This is a genomic window from Pseudocitrobacter cyperus, assembly GCF_039889165.1.
Lineage (GTDB): Bacteria > Pseudomonadota > Gammaproteobacteria > Enterobacterales > Enterobacteriaceae > Pseudocitrobacter > Pseudocitrobacter cyperus.
In genome coordinates this window covers 681,251-700,243 of the sequence record NZ_JAYMYY010000001.1, presented here as the reverse complement: position 1 = coordinate 700,243, position 18,993 = coordinate 681,251, and the positions used below count along the sequence as shown (strand labels likewise).

18 protein-coding genes are annotated in these 18,993 nt (G+C 54.9%); 10 read left to right on the top strand and 8 right to left on the bottom strand.

Features of this window, described 5'->3' with window-relative positions; all coding sequences use genetic code 11:
• Position 1 precedes the first annotated feature (1 nt).
• The 5 genes from sapD to VSR74_RS03390 form a co-directional block, all read right to left on the bottom strand.
• The gene (gene sapD / locus VSR74_RS03410) at positions 2–994 is read right to left on the bottom strand and encodes a putrescine export ABC transporter ATP-binding protein SapD (protein ID WP_347793398.1); all 993 of its coding nucleotides are present in this window, start codon (positions 992–994) and stop codon (positions 2–4) included.
• Positions 994–1,884 carry a putrescine export ABC transporter permease SapC gene (gene sapC / locus VSR74_RS03405; protein ID WP_347793397.1) on the bottom strand — a complete coding sequence of 297 codons (891 nt, stop codon included), beginning with the start codon at positions 1,882–1,884 and terminating at the stop codon, positions 994–996. The genes sapD and sapC overlap by 1 nt, the downstream gene beginning before the upstream one ends.
• Positions 1,871–2,836, bottom strand: coding sequence for a putrescine export ABC transporter permease SapB (sapB, locus tag VSR74_RS03400; protein WP_347793396.1), 966 nt, complete (start codon positions 2,834–2,836; stop codon positions 1,871–1,873). The genes sapC and sapB overlap by 14 nt, the downstream gene beginning before the upstream one ends.
• Positions 2,833–4,482 carry an ABC transporter substrate-binding protein SapA gene (gene sapA / locus VSR74_RS03395; RefSeq protein WP_347793395.1) on the bottom strand — a complete coding sequence of 550 codons (1,650 nt, stop codon included), beginning with the start codon at positions 4,480–4,482 and terminating at the stop codon, positions 2,833–2,835. The genes sapB and sapA overlap by 4 nt, the downstream gene beginning before the upstream one ends.
• A 90-nt stretch (positions 4,483–4,572) precedes the next feature.
• Positions 4,573–6,885, bottom strand: a complete 2,313-nt coding sequence (locus VSR74_RS03390) for a helix-turn-helix domain-containing protein (protein ID WP_347793394.1) — start codon at positions 6,883–6,885, stop codon at positions 4,573–4,575.
• A gap of 172 nt (positions 6,886–7,057) precedes the next feature.
• On the opposite strand from VSR74_RS03390, the gene VSR74_RS03385 reads away from it, so the two are divergent.
• Complete coding sequence (locus VSR74_RS03385) at positions 7,058–8,230, top strand: M20 aminoacylase family protein (RefSeq protein WP_347793393.1); 1,173 nt, start codon at positions 7,058–7,060, stop codon at positions 8,228–8,230.
• 24 nt (positions 8,231–8,254) lie between these two features.
• Positions 8,255–9,646 (top strand): MFS transporter, encoded by a 1,392-nt coding sequence (locus tag VSR74_RS03380; RefSeq protein WP_347793392.1) that lies wholly within the window; start codon positions 8,255–8,257, stop codon positions 9,644–9,646.
• Here VSR74_RS03380 and pspF read toward each other — a convergent pair.
• Positions 9,637–10,620: a phage shock protein operon transcriptional activator gene (pspF, locus tag VSR74_RS03375; protein ID WP_347793391.1), complete on the bottom strand. Its 984-nt coding sequence runs from the start codon at positions 10,618–10,620 to the stop codon at positions 9,637–9,639. The genes VSR74_RS03380 and pspF overlap by 10 nt on opposite strands.
• A 151-nt stretch (positions 10,621–10,771) precedes the next feature.
• Between pspF and pspA the strand changes: the two genes are divergently transcribed.
• The 7 genes from pspA to tyrR all read left to right on the top strand — a co-directional run bounded on the left by pspA (position 10,772) and on the right by tyrR (position 16,598).
• Positions 10,772–11,440 carry a phage shock protein PspA gene (gene pspA / locus VSR74_RS03370; protein WP_347793390.1) on the top strand — a complete coding sequence of 223 codons (669 nt, stop codon included), beginning with the start codon at positions 10,772–10,774 and terminating at the stop codon, positions 11,438–11,440.
• A 51-nt stretch (positions 11,441–11,491) separates the two neighbouring features.
• Positions 11,492–11,716, top strand: a complete 225-nt coding sequence (gene pspB / locus VSR74_RS03365) for an envelope stress response membrane protein PspB (protein ID WP_347793389.1) — start codon at positions 11,492–11,494, stop codon at positions 11,714–11,716.
• On the top strand, positions 11,713–12,072 hold the full coding sequence (pspC, locus tag VSR74_RS03360; protein ID WP_347794350.1) for an envelope stress response membrane protein PspC: 360 nt from the start codon (positions 11,713–11,715) through the stop codon (positions 12,070–12,072). The genes pspB and pspC overlap by 4 nt, the downstream gene beginning before the upstream one ends.
• Positions 12,073–12,084: 12 nt before the next feature.
• Positions 12,085–12,309, top strand: coding sequence for a phage shock protein PspD (pspD, locus tag VSR74_RS03355; protein WP_347793388.1), 225 nt, complete (start codon positions 12,085–12,087; stop codon positions 12,307–12,309).
• A 122-nt stretch (positions 12,310–12,431) separates the two neighbouring features.
• Positions 12,432–13,829: a YcjX family GTP-binding protein gene (locus tag VSR74_RS03350; RefSeq protein ID WP_347793386.1), complete on the top strand. Its 1,398-nt coding sequence runs from the start codon at positions 12,432–12,434 to the stop codon at positions 13,827–13,829.
• A complete protein-coding gene (locus VSR74_RS03345) occupies positions 13,826–14,878 on the top strand; it encodes a YcjF family protein (RefSeq protein WP_347793384.1) in 1,053 nt (350 codons plus the stop codon). Before VSR74_RS03350 ends, VSR74_RS03345 begins: the two co-directional genes overlap by 4 nt.
• Positions 14,879–15,056: 178 nt before the next feature.
• Entirely contained in the window at positions 15,057–16,598 is a 1,542-nt protein-coding gene (gene tyrR / locus VSR74_RS03340; RefSeq protein ID WP_347793383.1) for a transcriptional regulator TyrR, read from the top strand.
• Between the two features lie 51 nt (positions 16,599–16,649).
• On the opposite strand, the gene tpx is transcribed toward tyrR, so the two are convergent.
• Entirely contained in the window at positions 16,650–17,156 is a 507-nt protein-coding gene (tpx, locus tag VSR74_RS03335; protein ID WP_347793382.1) for a thiol peroxidase, read from the bottom strand.
• A gap of 100 nt (positions 17,157–17,256) precedes the next feature.
• Between tpx and ycjG the strand changes: the two genes are divergently transcribed.
• A complete protein-coding gene (gene ycjG / locus VSR74_RS03330) occupies positions 17,257–18,222 on the top strand; it encodes an L-Ala-D/L-Glu epimerase (RefSeq protein WP_347793381.1) in 966 nt (321 codons plus the stop codon).
• Here ycjG and mpaA read toward each other — a convergent pair.
• The gene (gene mpaA / locus VSR74_RS03325) at positions 18,213–18,932 is read right to left on the bottom strand and encodes a murein tripeptide amidase MpaA (protein ID WP_347793380.1); all 720 of its coding nucleotides are present in this window, start codon (positions 18,930–18,932) and stop codon (positions 18,213–18,215) included. The two genes, ycjG and mpaA, sit on opposite strands and share 10 nt — an antisense overlap.
• Positions 18,933–18,993: the final 61 nt, after the last annotated feature.

Here is an 18,993-nt window from a genome sequence, read left to right as displayed (position 1 = left end):
TTCACTCTCTCTCCATGTTCAGCGGAAAATGACAGGCGAAAAGATGGTTTTTCGCACCGGTCAGACGCGGTGTTTCAATACATTCACGCTGGGCATATGGACAACGCGGCCCCAGGCGGCAGCCTATTGGCAACTGCTCAAGCAATGGGATTGCGCCCGGCATCGTATTCAGGCGACTTTTATGCGGCATTGGGCTACCGAAGTCGGGGATCGCGCGAATTAACGCCTGGGTATACGGATGATGAGGGATCGTCACCAGGTCTTCGCTGGGTGCTGTTTCCACCGTTTGCCCACAGTACATGACGTTGATTTTATCCGCCCACTTAGTGAGCATCTGCAAATCGTGCGAGATAAGCAAAATAGTGGTGTTGTTGTTCTGATTGAGACGCGTCAGCAGGCGGAAAATCTGCGCCTGCGTGGTCGGTTCCATTGCGTTGGTCGGTTCATCGGCAATCAATAAGCGCGGCTGATTCGCCAGTGCGATGGCAATCATCACTTTCTGGCATTCACCTTCCGTCAATTCATAGGGGAAACTGCGCATCGCGTCTTTGTGATCTTTAATGCCCACGCGGTGCAGGAGTTCAATCACGCGACGTTTACGCCAGCCAAAACGCTGCCACCAGCGGCCTTTGTAAGTCCAGCCGGGGATGTTTTGCCTGAGCTGTTTTCCGATTCGCTCCGACGGGTCGAGACAGGATTGCGGCTCCTGAAAAATCATCGACACGTTATGGCCTACCAGCTTGCGCCGTTCACGGTTGGACAGGCGCAGCAGGTCGATATCATCGAAGCGCATACGGTCAGCGGTAACGCGCCAGTTGTCTTTGTTGACGCCGCAAATTGCCTTGGCTATCAGGCTCTTCCCCGAGCCGGACTCCCCGACCAGCCCGCGAATTTCGCCCTCGGCCAGGGTCATACTGACGCGGTCTACGGCCTTCACCCAGCCTTCGTTGGTTTTCAGCTCAATGGTTAAATTACGAATATCCAGTAAAGGCATTATTCCACCCCCGCATTGATGGCGCGGCGGATCCCGTCGCCCAGCAGGTTAATCAGCAGTACGCTGACCATAATTGCGGCACCTGGCAGCATTACCGTCCACGGTGCGACGTAGATCAGTTCCAGCGCATCACCCAGCATCGCCCCCCATTCCGGGGAAGGGAGTTGGGCGCCAAGGTCGAGAAAACCGAGTGCGGCGATATCGAGAATGGCCATCGACAGCGCGCGCGTGATCTCCGTTACCAGTCCTGCCGCGATGTTGGGTAAAATGGCAAACCATAAAATGTTCAGCGTGGACGCGCCATCCAGACGGGCGGCAACCACATAATCACGCTCAAGTTCATCGTGAACCATGCTGTAGATAGAACGCACCATACGCGGCAGCAGCGCCAGCCAGACGGCGAACATTGCATGCGAGAGATGCGGCCCGGCGAAGGCGACGACAATGATGGCCAGCAATAGCGACGGGATCGACAGCAGGGTATCGAGAATGTGGTTCAACATCGCTGAACGCAGGCCATGTGTAGACCCGGCGAATACGCCCAGTACGAGGCCAAAAAGCGTGGCCGCGAGCGTAACGACAAAGGCGCCGCCCACCGTTGGCGCCGCACCGCTGAGTAAGCGGCTCAGCACATCGCGACCCAGATCGTCTGTCCCAAGGAAGAAAGAGACCTCGCCATAGCGAGACCAGGATGGCGGCAGTAACTGATAACCGAGAAACTGCTGATCGATACCGTAAGGGGCAAACCAGCTACCGAACACGCACAACAACACCAGCGCGCCACAGCCGTACAGGCCGATCATCGCCGTGGTGTCGCCGTAGAATTTACGCCACACGGTGCGCAGCGCACCGGGCGGGCGCTTCTCGATGTAGACGCTATCGTAAGGCATACCATTCCTTATGTTTCAGAGGGTTAGCCATTGCACCCAAAATATCAGAGATGACGTTAACGACAATCACCAGTGAGCCAATCACCATCACGCCGGCGGAAATCGCAGCGTAATCCTGTTGGCGAATGGCGTTGATCATCCAGCGTCCCAGGCCAGGCCAGCTAAACACCATCTCGGTGATCATCGCCAGCGTCAGCATGGTGGAGAATTGCAGCCCCAGGCGCGGGATAACGGGCGGCAGCGCGTTATGCAGCACATGACGGCGCAGGATTGTCAGGCGCGAAACGCCACGCGTGGCCGCCGCTTTAACGTAGTTGGAATCGAACACGGTGATAGTGCTCAGGCGCATCAGGCGAACGACTTCCGTAGTGGGGGCGACGGCCAGCGTCAGCACGGGGAGCACCATATGACGCAGTGCGCTGGCAATCATCTCGTCACGCCACGGTGAATCAGAAAGCCAGGCGTCAATCAGGGCAAATCCGGTCACACTTTTTACCTGGTAGAGCAGATCGAAACGCCCGGACACCGGCAGCCAGCCGAGAGTTAGCGAGAAGAAGAGGGTGAAAAGCAGCGCGAGCCAGAATACCGGCACGGAAAAACCGACCAGAGCCAGCGCGCTGATAAATTTATCCTGCCATTTATTACGGGTGATGCCGGCTACCATGCCCACCGGGATCCCCACCAGAAGCGCAAACCCAAAGGCAAGGATGCACAGCTCCATGGTGGCCGGGAAAACTTCTTTTAACTGCTCAGAAATTAACTGCCCGTTGATGCTGGAGACGCCAAAATCCCAATGCAGTACACCATTGAACCAGAACACCAGTGCGTTCCAGAACGACGCGCCCTGTAAGGGCGCATGCGGTGTGAAGTAGCTCAGGCTGAAGCCGACAAAGCCGAGGAAAAAAAGCGTTACCAGCAGTAGCAGCAAACGGCGAAGGGTAAAAATGATCATGGTTTTTTCACCTTATCTTCTTTCTCCCGCGACACGCCTGCAAACGAAGCGTTACCGAACGGACTCAGCACCAGGCCTTTAATATCATAACGGTAGGCCTGTAAACGCAGTGATGAGGCGAGCGGCAGCACGGGGAGTTCACGCGCCAGGATCTGCTGGGCTTCGTCGTAGGCATCGATGCGTGAGGCGAGCTGCTGCGATGCCAGCGCTTTGCGCAGCACATCATCAAATTCGCGGTTGCACCAGTGGGCGAAGTTGGTTTGCGACGAAATCGCCGCACAGCTCAGCAGGGGTCGGAAGAAGCTGTCCGGGTCGTTACTGTCTGTTGCCCAGCCGGACAACGTCAGGTCATGGTTCATATCCATCAGGCGCGCCTCCTGGAAACGGCCTTCCACCGGCACAATCACCACTTTCACGCCAACCTGCGCCATATCAGCCTGAATCAGCTCGGCGGTTTTCAGCGGGCTCGGGTTCCATGCCTGCGAGGTCGTGGGCACCCAAAGCTGGAGCGTTAAGTTTTCTGCGCCGAGCGATTTCAGCAACTGCCGCGATTTTTCCGGGCTGTATTCGGTAATTTTAGCCTCGTTATCATACGCCCAGGAGGCGCGAGGCAAAATTGATGCTGCTGTTTCCGCCGTCCCGTAATAAATAGACTGCATCAGGCGTTGGTTATTGATAGATAGCGCCAGCGCGTGACGGATTTCAGGGTTGTTCAGCGGGGGCTTATCGGTATTGAACGCCAGATAGGCGATGTTCATTCCCGGGCGCAGCGTCAGGCGCAAACGCGGATCATCGCGCAGAATGGTTAACTGGCTGGCAGCAGGCCAGGCCAGCACGTCACATTCACCGGTTAATAGTTTCGACAGACGCCCGGTGCCACCGGAACCCAAATCGACAACAACCTGTGGCATCAATGGTTTACCGCGCCAGAAATGTTCGTGACGTTGTAACCGAATGTACTGACCGGTGCGATACTCAGAAAGCTGGAATGGCCCGGTTCCTACCGGCAGACGATCCAGTAACTCTTCATGATCTTCTTTGGCTAATTTCCCGGCGTATTCCGCAGACATCACCGACGCATAGTGGGTCGCCAGATGCCAAAGGAAGGAGGCGTCCGGGCGGTTAAGGCGAAACTCTACCGTGTGACTATCGAGCTTGCGCACGCTCTGTACGCTATCGGCAAACTGTAAGCTGTCGAAATAGGGGAAGCTTCCGCCGTTAACGTTATGCCACGGATGATCGCGATTAAAGATGCGCTCGAACGTAAAGACCACGTCATCTGCATTAAGCGTGCGGGTAGGCTTAAACCAGCGGGTCTTCTGGAACTGAACATCATCGCGCAGGTGGAAACGGTAAGTCGCGCCGTTATCCAGCACTTCCCAGCGTTCTGCCAGCTCTGGTACCAGCCGATAGGTATAAGGGTCGACATCCAGCAGTCGGTCGTATAGCTGGGCGGCCAGCGTATCGACGATCAGGCCGCTGCCTGCTTTTTGCGGGTTAAACGTGTTGACCTGCCCACTGACGCAGTAGACGAAGCCGCTATCGCGAATGTCGGCGCTGGCGGGCAGAGGTGAAGGCGGTGCAGCAACGGCCTGACCACAAACTAACCCTAACGCCGCCAGGAGGGATGACAAATTCAGGCGCATAATGTTTTTGTATTTTAGAGTGATCTGCAAAGTGTATCGCACTTCAGGCGCTCAGGTACAAATGTCTGCGTGCAACCGCTTTAAAAGTCATCAATTCAGGGGGGTTAACTCATATAGCACCAGCGCATTGCTCTCCAGTGAGTCGGCAAGCTGCCAGTTTTCCGCCACATCAATTTCCTGCACGCTGAGCGCAGGGCGAGTGGTGTGAGCCAGCCATGACCAGGTCTCTTCATCCGGGCCGCTACTGCTTTCGATGGCTTCGAGCCGCGGAAATAGCGCACCGTGATATTGGTCGAAAAGATGCCGTTTTATCTTCCATTTTCCACTCAGTACGCCGACTTGCAGAGGATAATACTGGCGGAAACGCTGAATAAATGTCTCTTCGCTGGAAAGCCAGGGGTTGTAAACGACAGGATTGCGTAACAAAAGCTGGTAACGCCCCCGGTTATGCAGCAGCAGAGTCTGTTTATCATTGACCAATATTTCCCCTTTTAGACGCTGCCAAAGCCACAGCACCCAGTAAACTGGCCGCGGGAGTCCATGATGGTAGTACAGCGACAGACTTGATGTATCGAAGGTTCCATTGTTGCGCGCCTCGCGTTGCAGGGCGGAATTTAGCCAGAAACCGGTCATCCCTGTGCGCTCTGAGAGCCCTATCAAATTATTCATGAGTAACGCGCCACGAAAGAACTCTCCGTTCGTTCGGCGTGTCGCACCGGTTAACGTATTCCAGGATAACAACCAAATCGGCAACGTGAGGTGACGCTGACGCAGCGTATGGTGTATTTGACGAATTTTATCCACCGGGGAGTTTTCCGCGGCGGCAAGCTGGTGGGAATCGAGAGGCTGTTCACGGATGCCTTCGTTTGCATTTGCAGAGCAGGCAAGAAAATCGGCCTCTTTCAGCAGGGTGGAGTCGAGAAGAGTCAAATCTGCTAACGCGTGCTCCGGCGCGGTAAAACGATGCCATATACCCAATAGCGCGTCGGGTGAATGTGCGCGAATGATGTCACGTTGCTGCATCCAGACCTTTTGACGCGTTTCCCCGGATGCCTGCGTTGACCAGTGCCAGACAAAATGCCAGCTTGCAAGCGTGGAGGCAGGGAAGTGCTGGACTGACATGCGTAAAAACTGGCGCAACAGATCTGGCCGGGTTGTCAGATTAGTATGCAATAAAACATGCCAGCCCATGCGTGAAAGGAAAGTAAACACCTGTTGCAGCGGATACCAGCATGCGCATTCGGTGGTGAGTGGCGTATCCCAGCCTTCACTGAAAAGTGCGCTGCTCAAAAATGGCTCGTGGATATCAATCCCGTAGATGGGGATTTGCTGATGGAGCATCTCAAGGTTTCGACGAACGTCCTCGCGCAGAAGATCGTCAAGTTCGCGTACTGTCACCACGACTGGCGCGTGGCGTAACGACTGCCGGCGGCGGGACAGTGTATCAATACGGATTTCTCGTGAGGGCTGATAATGCAGGAGCTGGGGCGATGTTTCGGCACTCTGTTTTTCTGTTCTGTTGAGAAGCGAAAAGAGGACATCGGTGGCAACAGGCAGGGCTTCTTCAGGTCGCATCTCCCGGCCACGATTGCCGTTTGGCGTAGTGCGGTGTTGTTGACGGTATTGGCGTGGTGTCTTGCCATGACGGCGTTTAAACAAATCACTCATCACCCGGGAGCTGGCGAACCCTTGTTCGAGCGCTATCCGTTGCACCGACGTCGTGCTCGAAAGAAGCTGCTCCTCCGCCTTTTGCAGGCGCAATGCGGTGGTGTATTGCATAAAACTCACCCCCACTTCCTTATGAAAGAGTCGGGAGAGCCATGCCTCGGATACCCGCTCGTCACGGGCGATTTCCGCCAGCGATAAGCGCTGGCTGTACTGCGATTCAATACGGGCAACGACCTGGCGAATACGCGGGCTCCAGAGCATGTTATTGCCTGACACCCCGGGTTTACGCGGTTGCTGAAAATGCATTGCCAGCAGCAGGATGATCTCACTTAACCAGCGGTTGGCTTCCAGGCGGGCACTGGCATCATGATTGAGCAAGTGGGAAATAAGAAGCTGTCGCATCAGCGTGCGCAGTTTGTTTTGATGTTCAGGTTTACTGTCTGGCTGCGAAATTTGGTAGTCACAGGCCAGAAACTGCGGATCCATACGCGTTAACCAGCCTGTCGTGATGCTCAGAAGCATGATGGTATTAGGCCGTTGGCTTTGCAGCCGCCAGCGCTGCATAGGGTTCACCATGGCAAGGTCGCCTTCAACCAGAGAAAGTGTGCCGCCGGGGGCATCGAGAATGACCTCGCCCTGCAATAGCCATATTAACTTCAGGCACGGTTGTTCATCTTGCGTTTTATGACGAATATCTTCGACGCTCACAGAAAAATCGCTGACCTGATGAGGCATGACATCACGCTCCTGAGACAAAAATAAACAGGTTATTTTTGTCATAACTAAACAGTATGAAAAATAGTCGCTTCATTTCCCGTCAATATAAAACAAAAAACGACACTTTAAAGCCTCTTTCACCACATAAACTCGACAGTAACTACTGTGAGGCAATAAAGGTATAACAAAAATGACACATCCTATCGTAGAGGCATTACAAACACAGGAAGCACGTTTTATCGAACTTCGTCGCCAGTTTCATCAGCAACCCGAAATCGGATTTGAGGAGCACCGCACCAGCAAACAGGTCGCCGCGTTGCTTGAAGAGTGGGGCTACGACGTGGCTTACGGTCTGGCAGGAACGGGAGTTGTTGGAACGCTAAAAGTGGGGGAAGGCAATAAAACGCTGGGGCTACGTGCGGATATGGACGCGTTACCGATGCAGGAAAATAGCGGTAAACCCTGGGCCAGCCAGACTGACGGACGTTTTCATGGCTGCGGCCATGACGGACATACCACCACGCTGCTTTATGCCGCTGAGTATCTGGCGCGAACACGCCAGTTCAATGGCACATTGCATCTGATTTTCCAACCCGCTGAGGAGTTACTGTACGGTGGCCGGGTGATGCTGGAAGATGGGCTGTTTGATGCATTCCCGTGTGACAAAATTTTTGGTCTGCATAACATGCCAGGACAAAAACTCGGCAGAATTGGCCTGCGCGATGGCGCGATGATGGCGTCATCCGACACATTGCATATCGAAGTTCAGGGCGTCGGTGGTCACGGCGCTGTGCCGGAACACACGGTCGATGCCACCGTAGTTGCCTGCCATATCACGCTGGCGCTGCAAACCATTGTTTCACGCAATATCAGCCCGTTCGAACCGGCGGTTGTCACCGTCGGTAGCATTCAGGCCGGGCATGCGCCAAACATCATCAACGACAAAGTGCTGATGAAATTAACGGTTCGCACGCTAAATGAGCAAGTGCGCAGTACGGTATTACAACGCATTCATGATATCGCCGTGGCGCAGGCAGAAAGCTTTAACGCCACTGCGACGCTGAGCCATGTGAACGGCAGCCCGGTGTTGAAAAATGACCCTGAGGCTAATGCCATGGTGCGGCAGGTCGCGACCTCACTATTTGGTGAAGATGCGGTAGGCACGGTATCGCCATTTATGGGCAGCGAAGATTTTGCTTTTATGCTCGAAAAAAATCCTCAGGGTGCCTATTTCACTATCGGGGCGGGTGACGAACCTGACCGCTGCATGGTGCACAACCCTGGTTACGATTTTAACGATCAGATCCTGCTCACCGGTGCGGCACTGTGGTGCGGCCTGACTGAACACTACCTGCGTGCCTAGCGGCCGGTGGAAGGAGGGCTCGCCATGAGTAGTGTTTCAATCAGTGCAGCACCATATGTTGGCACCGACCGATTGCTGGCAGGGATTGTATTAAGCGTTCTGACGTTCTGGCTGTTTGCGCAGTCGGTTATTAACGTGGTGCCAGTGGTTAAAAACAGTATTGATATCTCGCTGGAAACCCTAACGCTTGCCGTGAGTCTGAGCGCGTTATTCAGCGGCTGCTTTGTGGTGGTGAGTGGCGGGCTGGCGGATAAGTATGGACGCCTGCGGCTGACGACGTTTGGCTTACTGCTGAGTGTGGTCGGCAGCGCGTTATTGGTCGTCTCACAGGGGCCGGTATTGTTCCTGGCTGGTCGCATCGTTCAAGGGCTTTCTGCGGCTTGCATTATGCCCGCCACGCTGGCGTTGATAAAAACCTGGTATGCGGGCAAGGCTCGTCAGCGAGCCGTCAGTTTTTGGGTTATTGGTTCGTGGGGCGGCAGTGGGCTGTGTTCATTCGTCGGAGGGGCGATTGCCACCGGGCTGGGCTGGCGCTGGATTTTTGTCTTCTCCATTATTGTCGCATTAACGGCATTGTTGTTAATTCGCGGTACGCCAGAGAGTCGTAGCGAAACGGCGGGGCAGCATAAGCTGGATGTTGCCGGGCTACTTAGCCTTGTGACAGCACTGGTGCTTTTTAACCTGTTTATCGCCAAAGGGCATCACTGGGGCTGGGGGCATTCGTTGACGCTGGCGATGCTGGCGGGGGCGATTATCGCAATGGCGTTTTTCATCCGTACTGAAAAGCGCAAAAAAGAGGCGGCGCTGATTGATTTTGACCTGTTTAAAAACCGGTCTTACGGCGCGGCGGTATTATCGAACTTTATGCTTAATGGCGCCATTGGCACCATGATGATCACCAGTATCTGGCTACAGCAGGGGCGCCACCTTAGCCCTTTTCAAACGGGGATGATGACGCTCGGCTATCTGGTTACTGTCTTGCTGATGATTCGAGTGGGTGAAAAACTGTTGCAACGCTATGGCGCGAGATTACCGATGATGGGGGGGCCGCTGATTGCGATGGTCGGAATATTTCTTATCTCCTGCACCTTCCTTGATACGTGGATCTACATCATCACCGTATTTTTTAGCAATGTACTGTTCGGCCTTGGGCTGGGGTGCTACGCCACACCGTCAACGGATACGGCTGTAACCAGCGCGCCGGAAAATAAAGTCGGCGTGGCGTCAGGCATATATAAAATGGGGAGCTCGCTCGGCGGCGCTTTTGGTCTGGCTATTACCGCCTCGTTGTATGCGTTGTTCCTGCCAAATGGTATGGCGGCAGCGGCACAGTATGCACTGTGGTTTAACTGTGCTCTTTGCCTGGGCGCAATGCTGGTCAGCGCCTTCATGTTGCCGAAGGCATGTCAAAGCTGATGTTTCTTCAATAGCGCCCGTAGCTGGTGATAAGTTAAGCCCAGCAGTTCGGCTGCGTTTTTTTGGTTAAACCGGGCCTGTTGCAGACTTTGTTGCAACAGGTCTTTTTCTTGTGAGAGTTGAAACTGTCGTAAGTCCATCGGAAGTGACGGCATTGCTGGCGCTGGCTGAGGCGCATGCACTGTGTGACGCTGAAACGGATCGATAATAATATCATCCAGTGGGATCTCGCTGCTGCCATGGCGATAGACCGAGCGCTCAACAACGTTTTTCAGTTCACGAATATTTCCCGGCCAGCGGTAATCCATGAGTGTTTCACGGGCGTGTTCAGTGAAACCAGGAAACAGCGGCATACCCAGTTCACGACACATCTGGATGGCGAAGTGATTTGCCATCAACATAATGTCGCTCTGACGCTCGCGAAGCGGCGGCAGTTGTACAACGTCAAATGCCAGACGGTCGAGGAGATCGGCGCGGAATGTGCCGTCTTCTACCATCTGCGGTAAGTCGGCATTCGTGGCGCAGACCAGGCGCACGTTCACCTGCAACGGCTGGCTGCCGCCAACGCGTTCCAGTTCACCATACTCGATCACGCGTAAGAGTTTTTCCTGCACCAGCATGGGGGCGGTTGCCAGTTCATCAAGAAATAATGTGCCGCCGTCGGCGCGCTCAAAACGCCCCGGATGACGCTTTTGCGCGCCGGTAAATGCGCCTGCTTCGTGGCCGAATAGTTCCGAATCGAGCAGATTTTCGTTTAGCGCTGCGCAATTAAGAGAGATAAAAGGCCCCTGCCAGCAAGAAGAGAGATAGTGCAGGCGGTTGGCGATCAACTCTTTACCGGTTCCGCGCTCGCCGATCACCAGCACGGGTTTATCGAGCGGAGCCAGCCTTGAAACCTGTTCCAGCACCTCCAGAAAGCGGTTGGCTTCGCCGAGAAGGTTATCTTTGTATTCTGCCATGATGAAATTCACCATTAGTTAGTGTAATTCGCTAACCTACTCTATGTGTTTAGCGCACAAAATTCAATCACAACCTGCATAATCAATGAGATACAAAGTTGGCACGGGAATTGTATTAACTATTCAGCAGGCTAACGCCTAAAACAGAAATTATGAGGACTATATTATGGGTATCTTTTCTCGTTTTGCCGACATCGTGAACGCCAACATCAACTCCCTGCTGGAAAAAGCAGAAGATCCACAAAAGCTGGTACGTCTGATGATTCAGGAGATGGAGGACACGCTGGTGGAAGTGCGTTCCACCTCTGCCCGCGCGCTGGCTGAGAAGAAAGAGCTGACGCGCCGCGTTGAGAAAGCGTTTTCTCAGCAGGCTGAATGGCAGGAAAAAGCAGAGCTGGCGCTGCGTAAAGAGAAAGAAGATCTGGCACGTGCGGCCCTGATTGAAAAACAGAAGCTGACCGAGCTTATCTCTACTCTGGAGCATGAAATTACGCTGGTTGATGAAACGCTGGCGCGTATGAAAAAAGAGATTGGCGAGCTGGAAAACAAACTGAGCGAAACTCGTGCTCGTCAGCAGGCGCTGATGCTGCGCCATCAGGCGGCGAACTCGTCCCGCGATGTGCGTCGTCAGCTAGACAGCGGTAAGCTGGATCAGGCGATGGCGCGTTTTGAATCCTTTGAGCGCCGCATCGACCATATGGAAGCGGAAGCAGAAAGCCATCGCTTTGGCAAACAGCCGTCACTGGATCAGCAATTTGCCGAACTGAAAGCGGACGATGAAATTGGTGAACAACTGGCGCAACTGAAAGCCAAAATGAAGCAGGACAACCAATAATTATTCAGGCGGCACGTGACGTGCCGCTGCTCATCATTGTAAGGAGTACCTATGAGCGCGCTTTTTCTTGCCATTCCGCTGACGTTGTTTGTGTTGTTCGTACTGCCGGTGTGGATTTGGCTGCATTACAGCAACCGCTCCCGTAGCAGTGGATTAACGCAAAATGAGCAGCAGCGTCTGTTACAGCTCACAGATGATGCCCGGCGTATGCGCGAACGCATTCAGGCGCTGGAAGCGATTCTGGATGCCGAACATCCGAACTGGAGGGATAAATAATGGCCTTAGATTTTAACAAGAAATTGTGGCGTATTCCTCAACAAGGCATGGTGAAAGGGGTATGTGCGGGGATCGCGCACTATCTTGATGTGCCGGTAAAACTGGTACGAATTATCACCGTGCTGGCGATGCTTTTTGGCCTGTTTTTCTTTGTGGTCGTCGCCTACATAATTCTGACCTTTGCCCTTGATCCGATGCCGGAAGGGGTGATGCAAAATGAGAATGGCCCCACCAGCAGCGAGTTACTCGACGCCGTGGATGCCCAACTCTCCGCAGGGGAACAACGCCTGCGTGAACTGGAGCGTTACGTAACGTCTGATACTTTTTCGTTACGCAGCCGTTTCCGCCAACTGTAATTGAGGATTGAGATGAATAGTCGCTGGCAACGCGCCGGGCAGCATGTTAAACCCGGCTTAAAAATCGCAGGTAAGCTGGTACTTCTGACCGCGTTACGCTATGGCCCGGCAGGGGTTGCTGGCTGGGCGGTGAAATCCGTCGCCCGTCGTCCATTGAAAATGCTGCTGGCGGTGGCGCTGGAACCCTTGCTCAGCCGCGCGGCGGCAAAACTGTCGAAACGCTATAGCGGGCAATAAAATCATCGAGCAGACACAACATGAGTTGTGTCTGTAGTGACTCTCAGCTTTTGCATCTTTCCTCATCACCCTCATGTAATATGTCATCAATACTTTTTCCTTCAGGGCACAATGGAACCGCAATGAAGCGACTAAAAAATGAATTTAATGCGCTGGTTAACCGCGGTGTCGACAGGCATCTGCGCCTGGCCGTTACTGGCCTGAGCCGCAGCGGCAAAACGGCGTTTATTACCGCGATGGTGAACCAACTGTTAAGCCTGCATGCGGGGGCGCGGCTGCCGTTACTGAGCGCTGTGCGTGAAGAGCGGCTGATGGGGGTTAAACGCGTACCGCAGCGCGATATGGGGATTTCGCGTTTTACCTATGATGAAGGGCTGGCGCAGCTTTACGGCCAGCCGCCGACCTGGCCGACACCGACGCGTGGGGTCAGCGAAATCCGTCTGGCGCTGCGTTTTCGTTCCAATGAATCGCTGTTACGCCACTTTAAAGATACTTCTACGCTCTATCTGGAAATTGTCGATTATCCGGGCGAATGGCTGCTGGATCTGCCCATGCTGGCCCAGGATTATCTAAGCTGGTCGCGACAGATGACCGGGCTGCTACAGGGGCAGCGTGGCGAGTGGTCTGCCCATTGGCGTAAGCTGTGCGAAGGGCTCGATCCGCTGGCGGCGGCTGATGAAAATCGGCTGGCGGCAATTGCCCAGGCGTGGACGGATTATCTTCACACCTGTAAGCAGGAAGGCCTGCACTTTATTCAGCCCGGGCGCTTTGTATTGCCCGGAGATATGGCGGGCGCGCCCGCGCTACAGTTTTTCCCCTGGCCGGATGTTGATGGCGTCGGTGAGGCGAAACTGGCGCAGGCCGATAAACACACCAATGCCGGGATGCTGCGCGAACGTTTTAACTATTACTGCGAGAAAGTGGTAAAAGGCTTCTATAAAGATCACTTCCTGCGCTTCGACCGCCAGATTGTGCTGGTCGATTGTCTGCAACCGCTCAACAGCGGGCCGCAGGCGTTTAATGATATGCGCCTCGCTTTAACGCAATTGATGCACAGTTTTCACTACGGGCAGCGCACGCTGTTCCGTCGCCTGTTTTCGCCGGTTATCGATAAACTGCTGTTCGCCGCGACCAAAGCGGATCACGTTACCGTTGATCAGCACAGCAATATGGTGTCGCTTCTTCAGCAACTGATTCAGGATGCCTGGCAGAATGCTGCCTTTGAAGGTATCACCATGGATTGTTTAGGGCTGGCGTCCGTTCAGGCGACACAGAGCGGGTTGATTGAGGTTAATGGTGAGAAGATCCCCGCGCTGCGCGGCAATCGTTTGAGCGACGGTAAGCCGCTAACCGTTTACCCGGGCGAAGTGCCGCCGCGTCTGCCGGGACAAGCGTTCTGGGATAAGCAGGGGTTTCAGTTTGAAGCGTTTCGTCCGCAGGTGATGGATGTCGACCAGCCGCTTCCGCATATTCGTCTGGATGCGGCGCTGGAATTTTTGATTGGAGATAAATTGCGATGACCGAACCGTTAAAACCGCGCATCGATTTCGACGGGCCGCTGGAGGCGGAAAAAAACGAGCAATTCAGGCAGTCACAGACATTTTCCGCTGATATAGCCGAAAACTTCGCTCCCGCCGTGGTCGATGAGACGCAGGTGGAAGAGGGGGCGGCAGAATTGGTGGTGGAGTCCGTTCTGCGCCCGAAACGGAGCCTGTGGCGCAAAATGGTCGCCGCCGGATTGGGGATATTTGGCGTCAGCGTAGTGGCGCAGGGTGTGCAGTGGACGATGAATGCCTGGCAAACTCAGGACTGGGTCGCGCTGGGCGGCTGCGCTGCGGGGCTGCTTATCGTCGGCGCGGGCGTGGGCTCAGTTGCGACCGAATGGCGTCGTCTGTGGCGTTTACGTCAGCGCGCACAGGAACGCGATGAAGCCAGAGAACTGATGCAGAGCCACGGCGTCGGTAAAGCACGGGCCTTCTGCGAAAAACTGGCGCAGCAGGCGGGCATTGATCAGGCGCATCCGGCGCTGCAGCGCTGGTATGCGGCAATCCACGAAACGCAAAACGATCGGGAAGTCGTGAGCCTTTACGCGCATCTGGTGCAACCGGCGCTGGATGCGCAGGCGCGGCGCGAAATTAGCCGTTCGGCGGCGGAATCGGCGATGATGATCGCCGTAAGCCCGCTGGCGCTGGTGGATATGGCGTTTATCGCCTGGCGTAACTTGCGTTTGATTAACCGTATTGCCACGCTTTACGGCATTGAACTGGGGTATTACAGCCGCTTGCGCCTGTTCAAACTGGTTCTGCTTAATATTGCCTTTGCCGGGGCGAGTGAGCTGGTTCGCGAAATCGGCATGGACTGGATGTCGCAGGATCTCGCTGCCCGACTCTCCGCCCGTGCCGCGCAGGGAATTGGTGCCGGGTTGCTGACTGCGCGCCTGGGAATTAAAGCGATGGAGCTGTGTCGCCCTCTGCCCTGGATCGATAACGATAAACCGAAACTGGGTGATTTCCGTCGCGAGCTGATTGGTCAGCTTAAAGGCGTCGTCCAGAAAGGTTCCGCAAAATAACCTCTTACAGGCCGTTCCTGGTGGCGGCCTGAATATCCTTTCCTGCTGAACGAAAATCTTTACAGCGCAATGGTCGATTTTCCGCCATACTGTCAATAATTGTTGACAGCCTGCTTCCCGCCAAACGATAAGTGGCTTATTATTCACAGGTCTTTGGCTTATAAGGGTGAAAATTCCCATGCGTCTTGAAGTCTTTTGTGAAGATCGTCTCGGTCTGACACGTGAATTACTCGATCTGCTGGTGCTGCGCGGCATTGATTTGCGCGGTATCGACATCGACCCTATTGGCCGAATCTACCTAAATTTTGCTGAGCTTGAGTTCACAAGCTTCAGTACATTGATGGCGGAAATTCGCCGCATCTCCGGTGTTACCGATGTGCGAACCGTACCGTGGATGCCATCCGAACGCGAACATTTGGCGCTGAGCGCGCTGCTGGAAGCGATGCCTGAGCCGGTGCTTTCGCTGGATATTCGTAGCAAAATCGAACGCACCAACCCGGCAAGCTGCCAGTTGTTCGGCATGTCTGCCGACAAACTGCGTAATCACACCGCCGGTCAGTTGATAAGCGGCTATAACTTTCAGCGCTGGCTGGAGAGCGAGCCGGTAGATACGCAGGCTGAGCATGTGGTGATCAACGGGCAAAATTTTTTGCTGGAGATAACCCCGGTCTATATGAGCGGCGAGCATGAGCAACGTATTCTTGCCGGTGCGGTGGTCATGCTGCGTTCTACTCTCAGAATGGGGCGTCAGCTACAAACCCAGACCCGTCAGGATGTTAGCGCGTTTAGCCAGATTGTCGCCGTCAGCCCGAAAATGCGTCAGGTGGTCGAGCAGGCGCGTAAACTGGCGCTGTTGACCGCGCCATTGCTGATCGTCGGTGAAACCGGTACCGGGAAAGATTTAGTGGCCCATGCCTGCCATCTGTCGAGCCCGCGCGCGGCGAAACCTTATCTGGCGCTGAACTGTGCTTCTATTCCGGAAGATGCCGTCGAGAGCGAACTTTTCGGCCATGCGCCGGAAGGGAAAAAAGGGTTCTTCGAGCAGGCGAATGGCGGTTCGGTACTACTGGATGAAATTGGTGAAATGTCGCCTGGTATGCAGACCAAACTGCTGCGTTTTCTGAATGACGGAACGTTCCGCCGCGTGGGCGAAGATCAGGAAGTGCATGTCGATGTTCGGGTGATTTGCGCTACCCAGAAAAACCTGGTTGAGCTGGTACAAAAAGGGCTGTTCCGGGAAGATCTCTATTATCGTTTGAACGTTCTGACGCTGAATCTGCCGCCGCTGCGCGATCGTCCGCAGGACGTGATGCCGTTGACCGAACTTTTCGTCGCCCGTTTTGCCGATGAGCAGGGGATTTCGCGGCCAAAACTCTCCAGCGAACTGAATAATGTGTTAACCCGCTATGGCTGGCCGGGCAACGTTCGTCAGTTGAAAAATGCAGTCTATCGCGCATTAACTCAGCTTGAAGGTTACGAACTGCGTCCGCAGGATGTCTTACTGCCGGATTCCGATGTGACCACCACTGCGGTGGGTGAAGAGGCGATGGAGGGGTCGCTGGACGATATCACCCGTCGCTTTGAGCGTTCGGTGCTGACTCAGCTTTATCGCAATTACCCCAGCACACGCAAACTGGCGAAGCGTCTTGGCGTTTCGCATACGGCGATTGCCAATAAACTGCGCGAATATGGGTTAAGCAATAAGAAGAGTGAAGAGTAAAAAATAGCCTCCGAATGGAGGCTATTTTTTCAGGCGTTTTGGGGGTTAACCTTACGCTTTCAGTGCAGCCAGCGCCGCATCGTAGTCCGGCTCGTTGGTGATTTCGTCAACCAGTTGGCTGTAAACCACGTTGTCGTTTTCATCGATAACCACAACAGCACGAGCCGCCAGACCTTTCAGTGCGCCATCAGCGATGCCCACGCCGTAAGTTTGCAGGAACTCTGGCGCACGCAGGGTGGACAGGGTCACGACGTTGCTCAGGCCTTCCGCGCCGCAGAAGCGAGACTGGGCAAACGGCAGGTCAGCAGAAATGCACAGCACAGTGGTGTTATCCAGTTTGGACGCCAGTTCATTGAATTTACGCACGGATGCTGCGCATACGCCGGTATCAATGCTCGGGAAAATATTCAGCACTTTGCGCTTGCCCGCATACTGGCTGAGTGCGACGTCAGAGAGGTCTTTCGCGGTCAGCGTGAAAGGCTGTGCTTTGTCGCCTGCCTGCGGAATAGCACCTTGAACGGAAACGGGATTGCCCTGGAAATGTACAGTTTGTGACATGATAATCTTCCTGTTTACATATAATTAACGTCGGAACCAGTGTATGTCATCAGGTGTTAACACGGCAAACCCTATTTACATTGCATTAAAGGAGCAGGGGATGAGAAGTGTCAGAGTTTTTGAAGAGGCCTGGCCGCTGCATACACCTTTTGTTATCGCTCGCGGCAGTCGCAGTGAGGCGAAAGTGGTCGTCGTGGAACTCGAACAGGATGGGGTAAAAGGCGTTGGTGAATGCACGCCGTATCCACGCTATGGCGAAAGTATTGCTTCGGTAATGGCGCAGATAGTTGCTCTCGGCGAACAACTGGAAAAGGGGCTTACGCGTGAAGCGCTCGCCGGCGTGCTGCCCGCAGGTGCGGCGCGCAATGCCGTGGATTGCGCACTGTGGGATCTCGAGGCGCGGCTCGCCAATACTACGGTACCGGCCATGCTTAATCTTTCGCTGGAGAAAACGGTCGTGACGGCGCAAACCGTGGTTATTGGTACCCCGGAGCAGATGGCTGCCAGCGCAAAAGCGTTGGCTGAAAGCGGGGCGCAACTGCTGAAGGTTAAACTTGATGATCACCTGATTACGGAGCGGATGGTGGCGATCCGTGCGGCAGCACCGGATGCAACGCTGATTGTTGATGCGAATGAATCCTGGCATGGCGATGGCCTGGCGGCTCGCTGTCAGCTACTGGCGGATCTGAAGGTCGCGATGCTCGAGCAGCCGCTCCCGGCAACGGATGACAGCGCACTGGAGAACTTTATTCACCCGCTGCCCATATGTGCAGACGAAAGCTGTCATACGCGGGAAAGCCTGCCTGCGTTGCGTGGGCGGTACGATATGGTGAATATTAAGCTGGATAAAACGGGTGGGCTTACAGAAGCCCTGGCGCTGGCTGAAGAGGCGCGGGCGCAGGGCTTTGAACGCATGCTGGGCTGCATGTTATGTACTTCACGCGCAATCACCGCGGCGTTGCCGCTTACGCCGCAGGTAAAATTTGCCGATCTTGATGGCCCGACCTGGCTGGCGGTTGACGCGGAACCCGCACTGCATTTTTCGACCGGCGAGCTTCATCTCTGAGCCGCGGCGCGCCAGCGCAGCAAGGCGGTCATCGCGCTGAGATATTTCTCGCTCGCCTCATCGGATGAGATGGGCGGGAACTCAGCGGTGATGCAGGGCAGGCCAATATCGCCGCACCAGCTACCGAACGAGCCTGGCGTCTCGTAGCCCACGCTGCTGACCAGCGGCAGTGCGAACGCTTCAGACAGCCAGCGCCCGAGTTCGCTGTGGCGCGGATCTTCAATACAGGCCAACGGATCGTGAAATGACACCACCCATGCCGGTTGGATTTGATGAATAAGCTGGCACAGAGCCTGGCTTTCGGGTTCTGACCCCGGTTTATCGCCGGTGAGCAGCACAACATCACGACTTTCCGCTGAGCTGTTCCAGCGATAAACCGTTTCCCCCGGCTTCCAGTTCGCTGCCGGGAAATTACGATTCAGGTCGACACCATTGGCATTGGCGCGTAGCCCTAGCTGACAGCCGTCCGGATTCACCGTCAACACCACGTGATGGCGGCGTAACTCGGGAGAGAGCGTCCGTAACGCGCAGGAGAGGGTAACGATGGAGGCGTTTTCATCGCCGTGGGTGCCGGCAATAATCAAACCGCTGGCATGATCGGCGAGCGGCGCGGGAAACCAGATAAGCGGAGCGCCCAGCAGCGAACGGCCATAGTGTTGGGTGCCGGGTGGAAACGCACCGCGCTGAGCGCGGGGACGGGTGACGGACATAGATTTTCCTGGTTCGTGGTGCTGATACAAGGAGTGTTGTGCAAAATTGACCGTGAATCAA

What these genes read in the sequence shown, in the direction of transcription:
- sapD (WP_347793398.1), bottom strand. Translation starts at nt 994, where the DNA reads ATGCCTTTACTGGATATTCGTAATTTAACCATTGAGCTGAAAACCAAC.
- pspF (WP_347793391.1), bottom strand. Translation starts at nt 10,620, where the DNA reads ATGGTGAATTTCATCATGGCAGAATACAAAGATAACCTTCTCGGCGAA.
- VSR74_RS03385 (WP_347793393.1), top strand. Translation starts at nt 7,058, where the DNA reads ATGACACATCCTATCGTAGAGGCATTACAAACACAGGAAGCACGTTTT.
- ycjG (WP_347793381.1), top strand. Translation starts at nt 17,257, where the DNA reads ATGAGAAGTGTCAGAGTTTTTGAAGAGGCCTGGCCGCTGCATACACCT.
- sapB (WP_347793396.1), bottom strand. Translation starts at nt 2,836, where the DNA reads ATGATCATTTTTACCCTTCGCCGTTTGCTGCTACTGCTGGTAACGCTT.
- VSR74_RS03390 (WP_347793394.1), bottom strand. Translation starts at nt 6,885, where the DNA reads ATGCCTCATCAGGTCAGCGATTTTTCTGTGAGCGTCGAAGATATTCGT.
- mpaA (WP_347793380.1), bottom strand. Translation starts at nt 18,932, where the DNA reads ATGTCCGTCACCCGTCCCCGCGCTCAGCGCGGTGCGTTTCCACCCGGC.
- tyrR (WP_347793383.1), top strand. Translation starts at nt 15,057, where the DNA reads ATGCGTCTTGAAGTCTTTTGTGAAGATCGTCTCGGTCTGACACGTGAA.
- pspD (WP_347793388.1), top strand. Translation starts at nt 12,085, where the DNA reads ATGAATAGTCGCTGGCAACGCGCCGGGCAGCATGTTAAACCCGGCTTA.
- VSR74_RS03380 (WP_347793392.1), top strand. Translation starts at nt 8,255, where the DNA reads ATGAGTAGTGTTTCAATCAGTGCAGCACCATATGTTGGCACCGACCGA.
- tpx (WP_347793382.1), bottom strand. Translation starts at nt 17,156, where the DNA reads ATGTCACAAACTGTACATTTCCAGGGCAATCCCGTTTCCGTTCAAGGT.
- sapC (WP_347793397.1), bottom strand. Translation starts at nt 1,884, where the DNA reads ATGCCTTACGATAGCGTCTACATCGAGAAGCGCCCGCCCGGTGCGCTG.
- pspA (WP_347793390.1), top strand. Translation starts at nt 10,772, where the DNA reads ATGGGTATCTTTTCTCGTTTTGCCGACATCGTGAACGCCAACATCAAC.
- sapA (WP_347793395.1), bottom strand. Translation starts at nt 4,482, where the DNA reads ATGCGCCTGAATTTGTCATCCCTCCTGGCGGCGTTAGGGTTAGTTTGT.
- VSR74_RS03350 (WP_347793386.1), top strand. Translation starts at nt 12,432, where the DNA reads ATGAAGCGACTAAAAAATGAATTTAATGCGCTGGTTAACCGCGGTGTC.
- VSR74_RS03345 (WP_347793384.1), top strand. Translation starts at nt 13,826, where the DNA reads ATGACCGAACCGTTAAAACCGCGCATCGATTTCGACGGGCCGCTGGAG.
- pspB (WP_347793389.1), top strand. Translation starts at nt 11,492, where the DNA reads ATGAGCGCGCTTTTTCTTGCCATTCCGCTGACGTTGTTTGTGTTGTTC.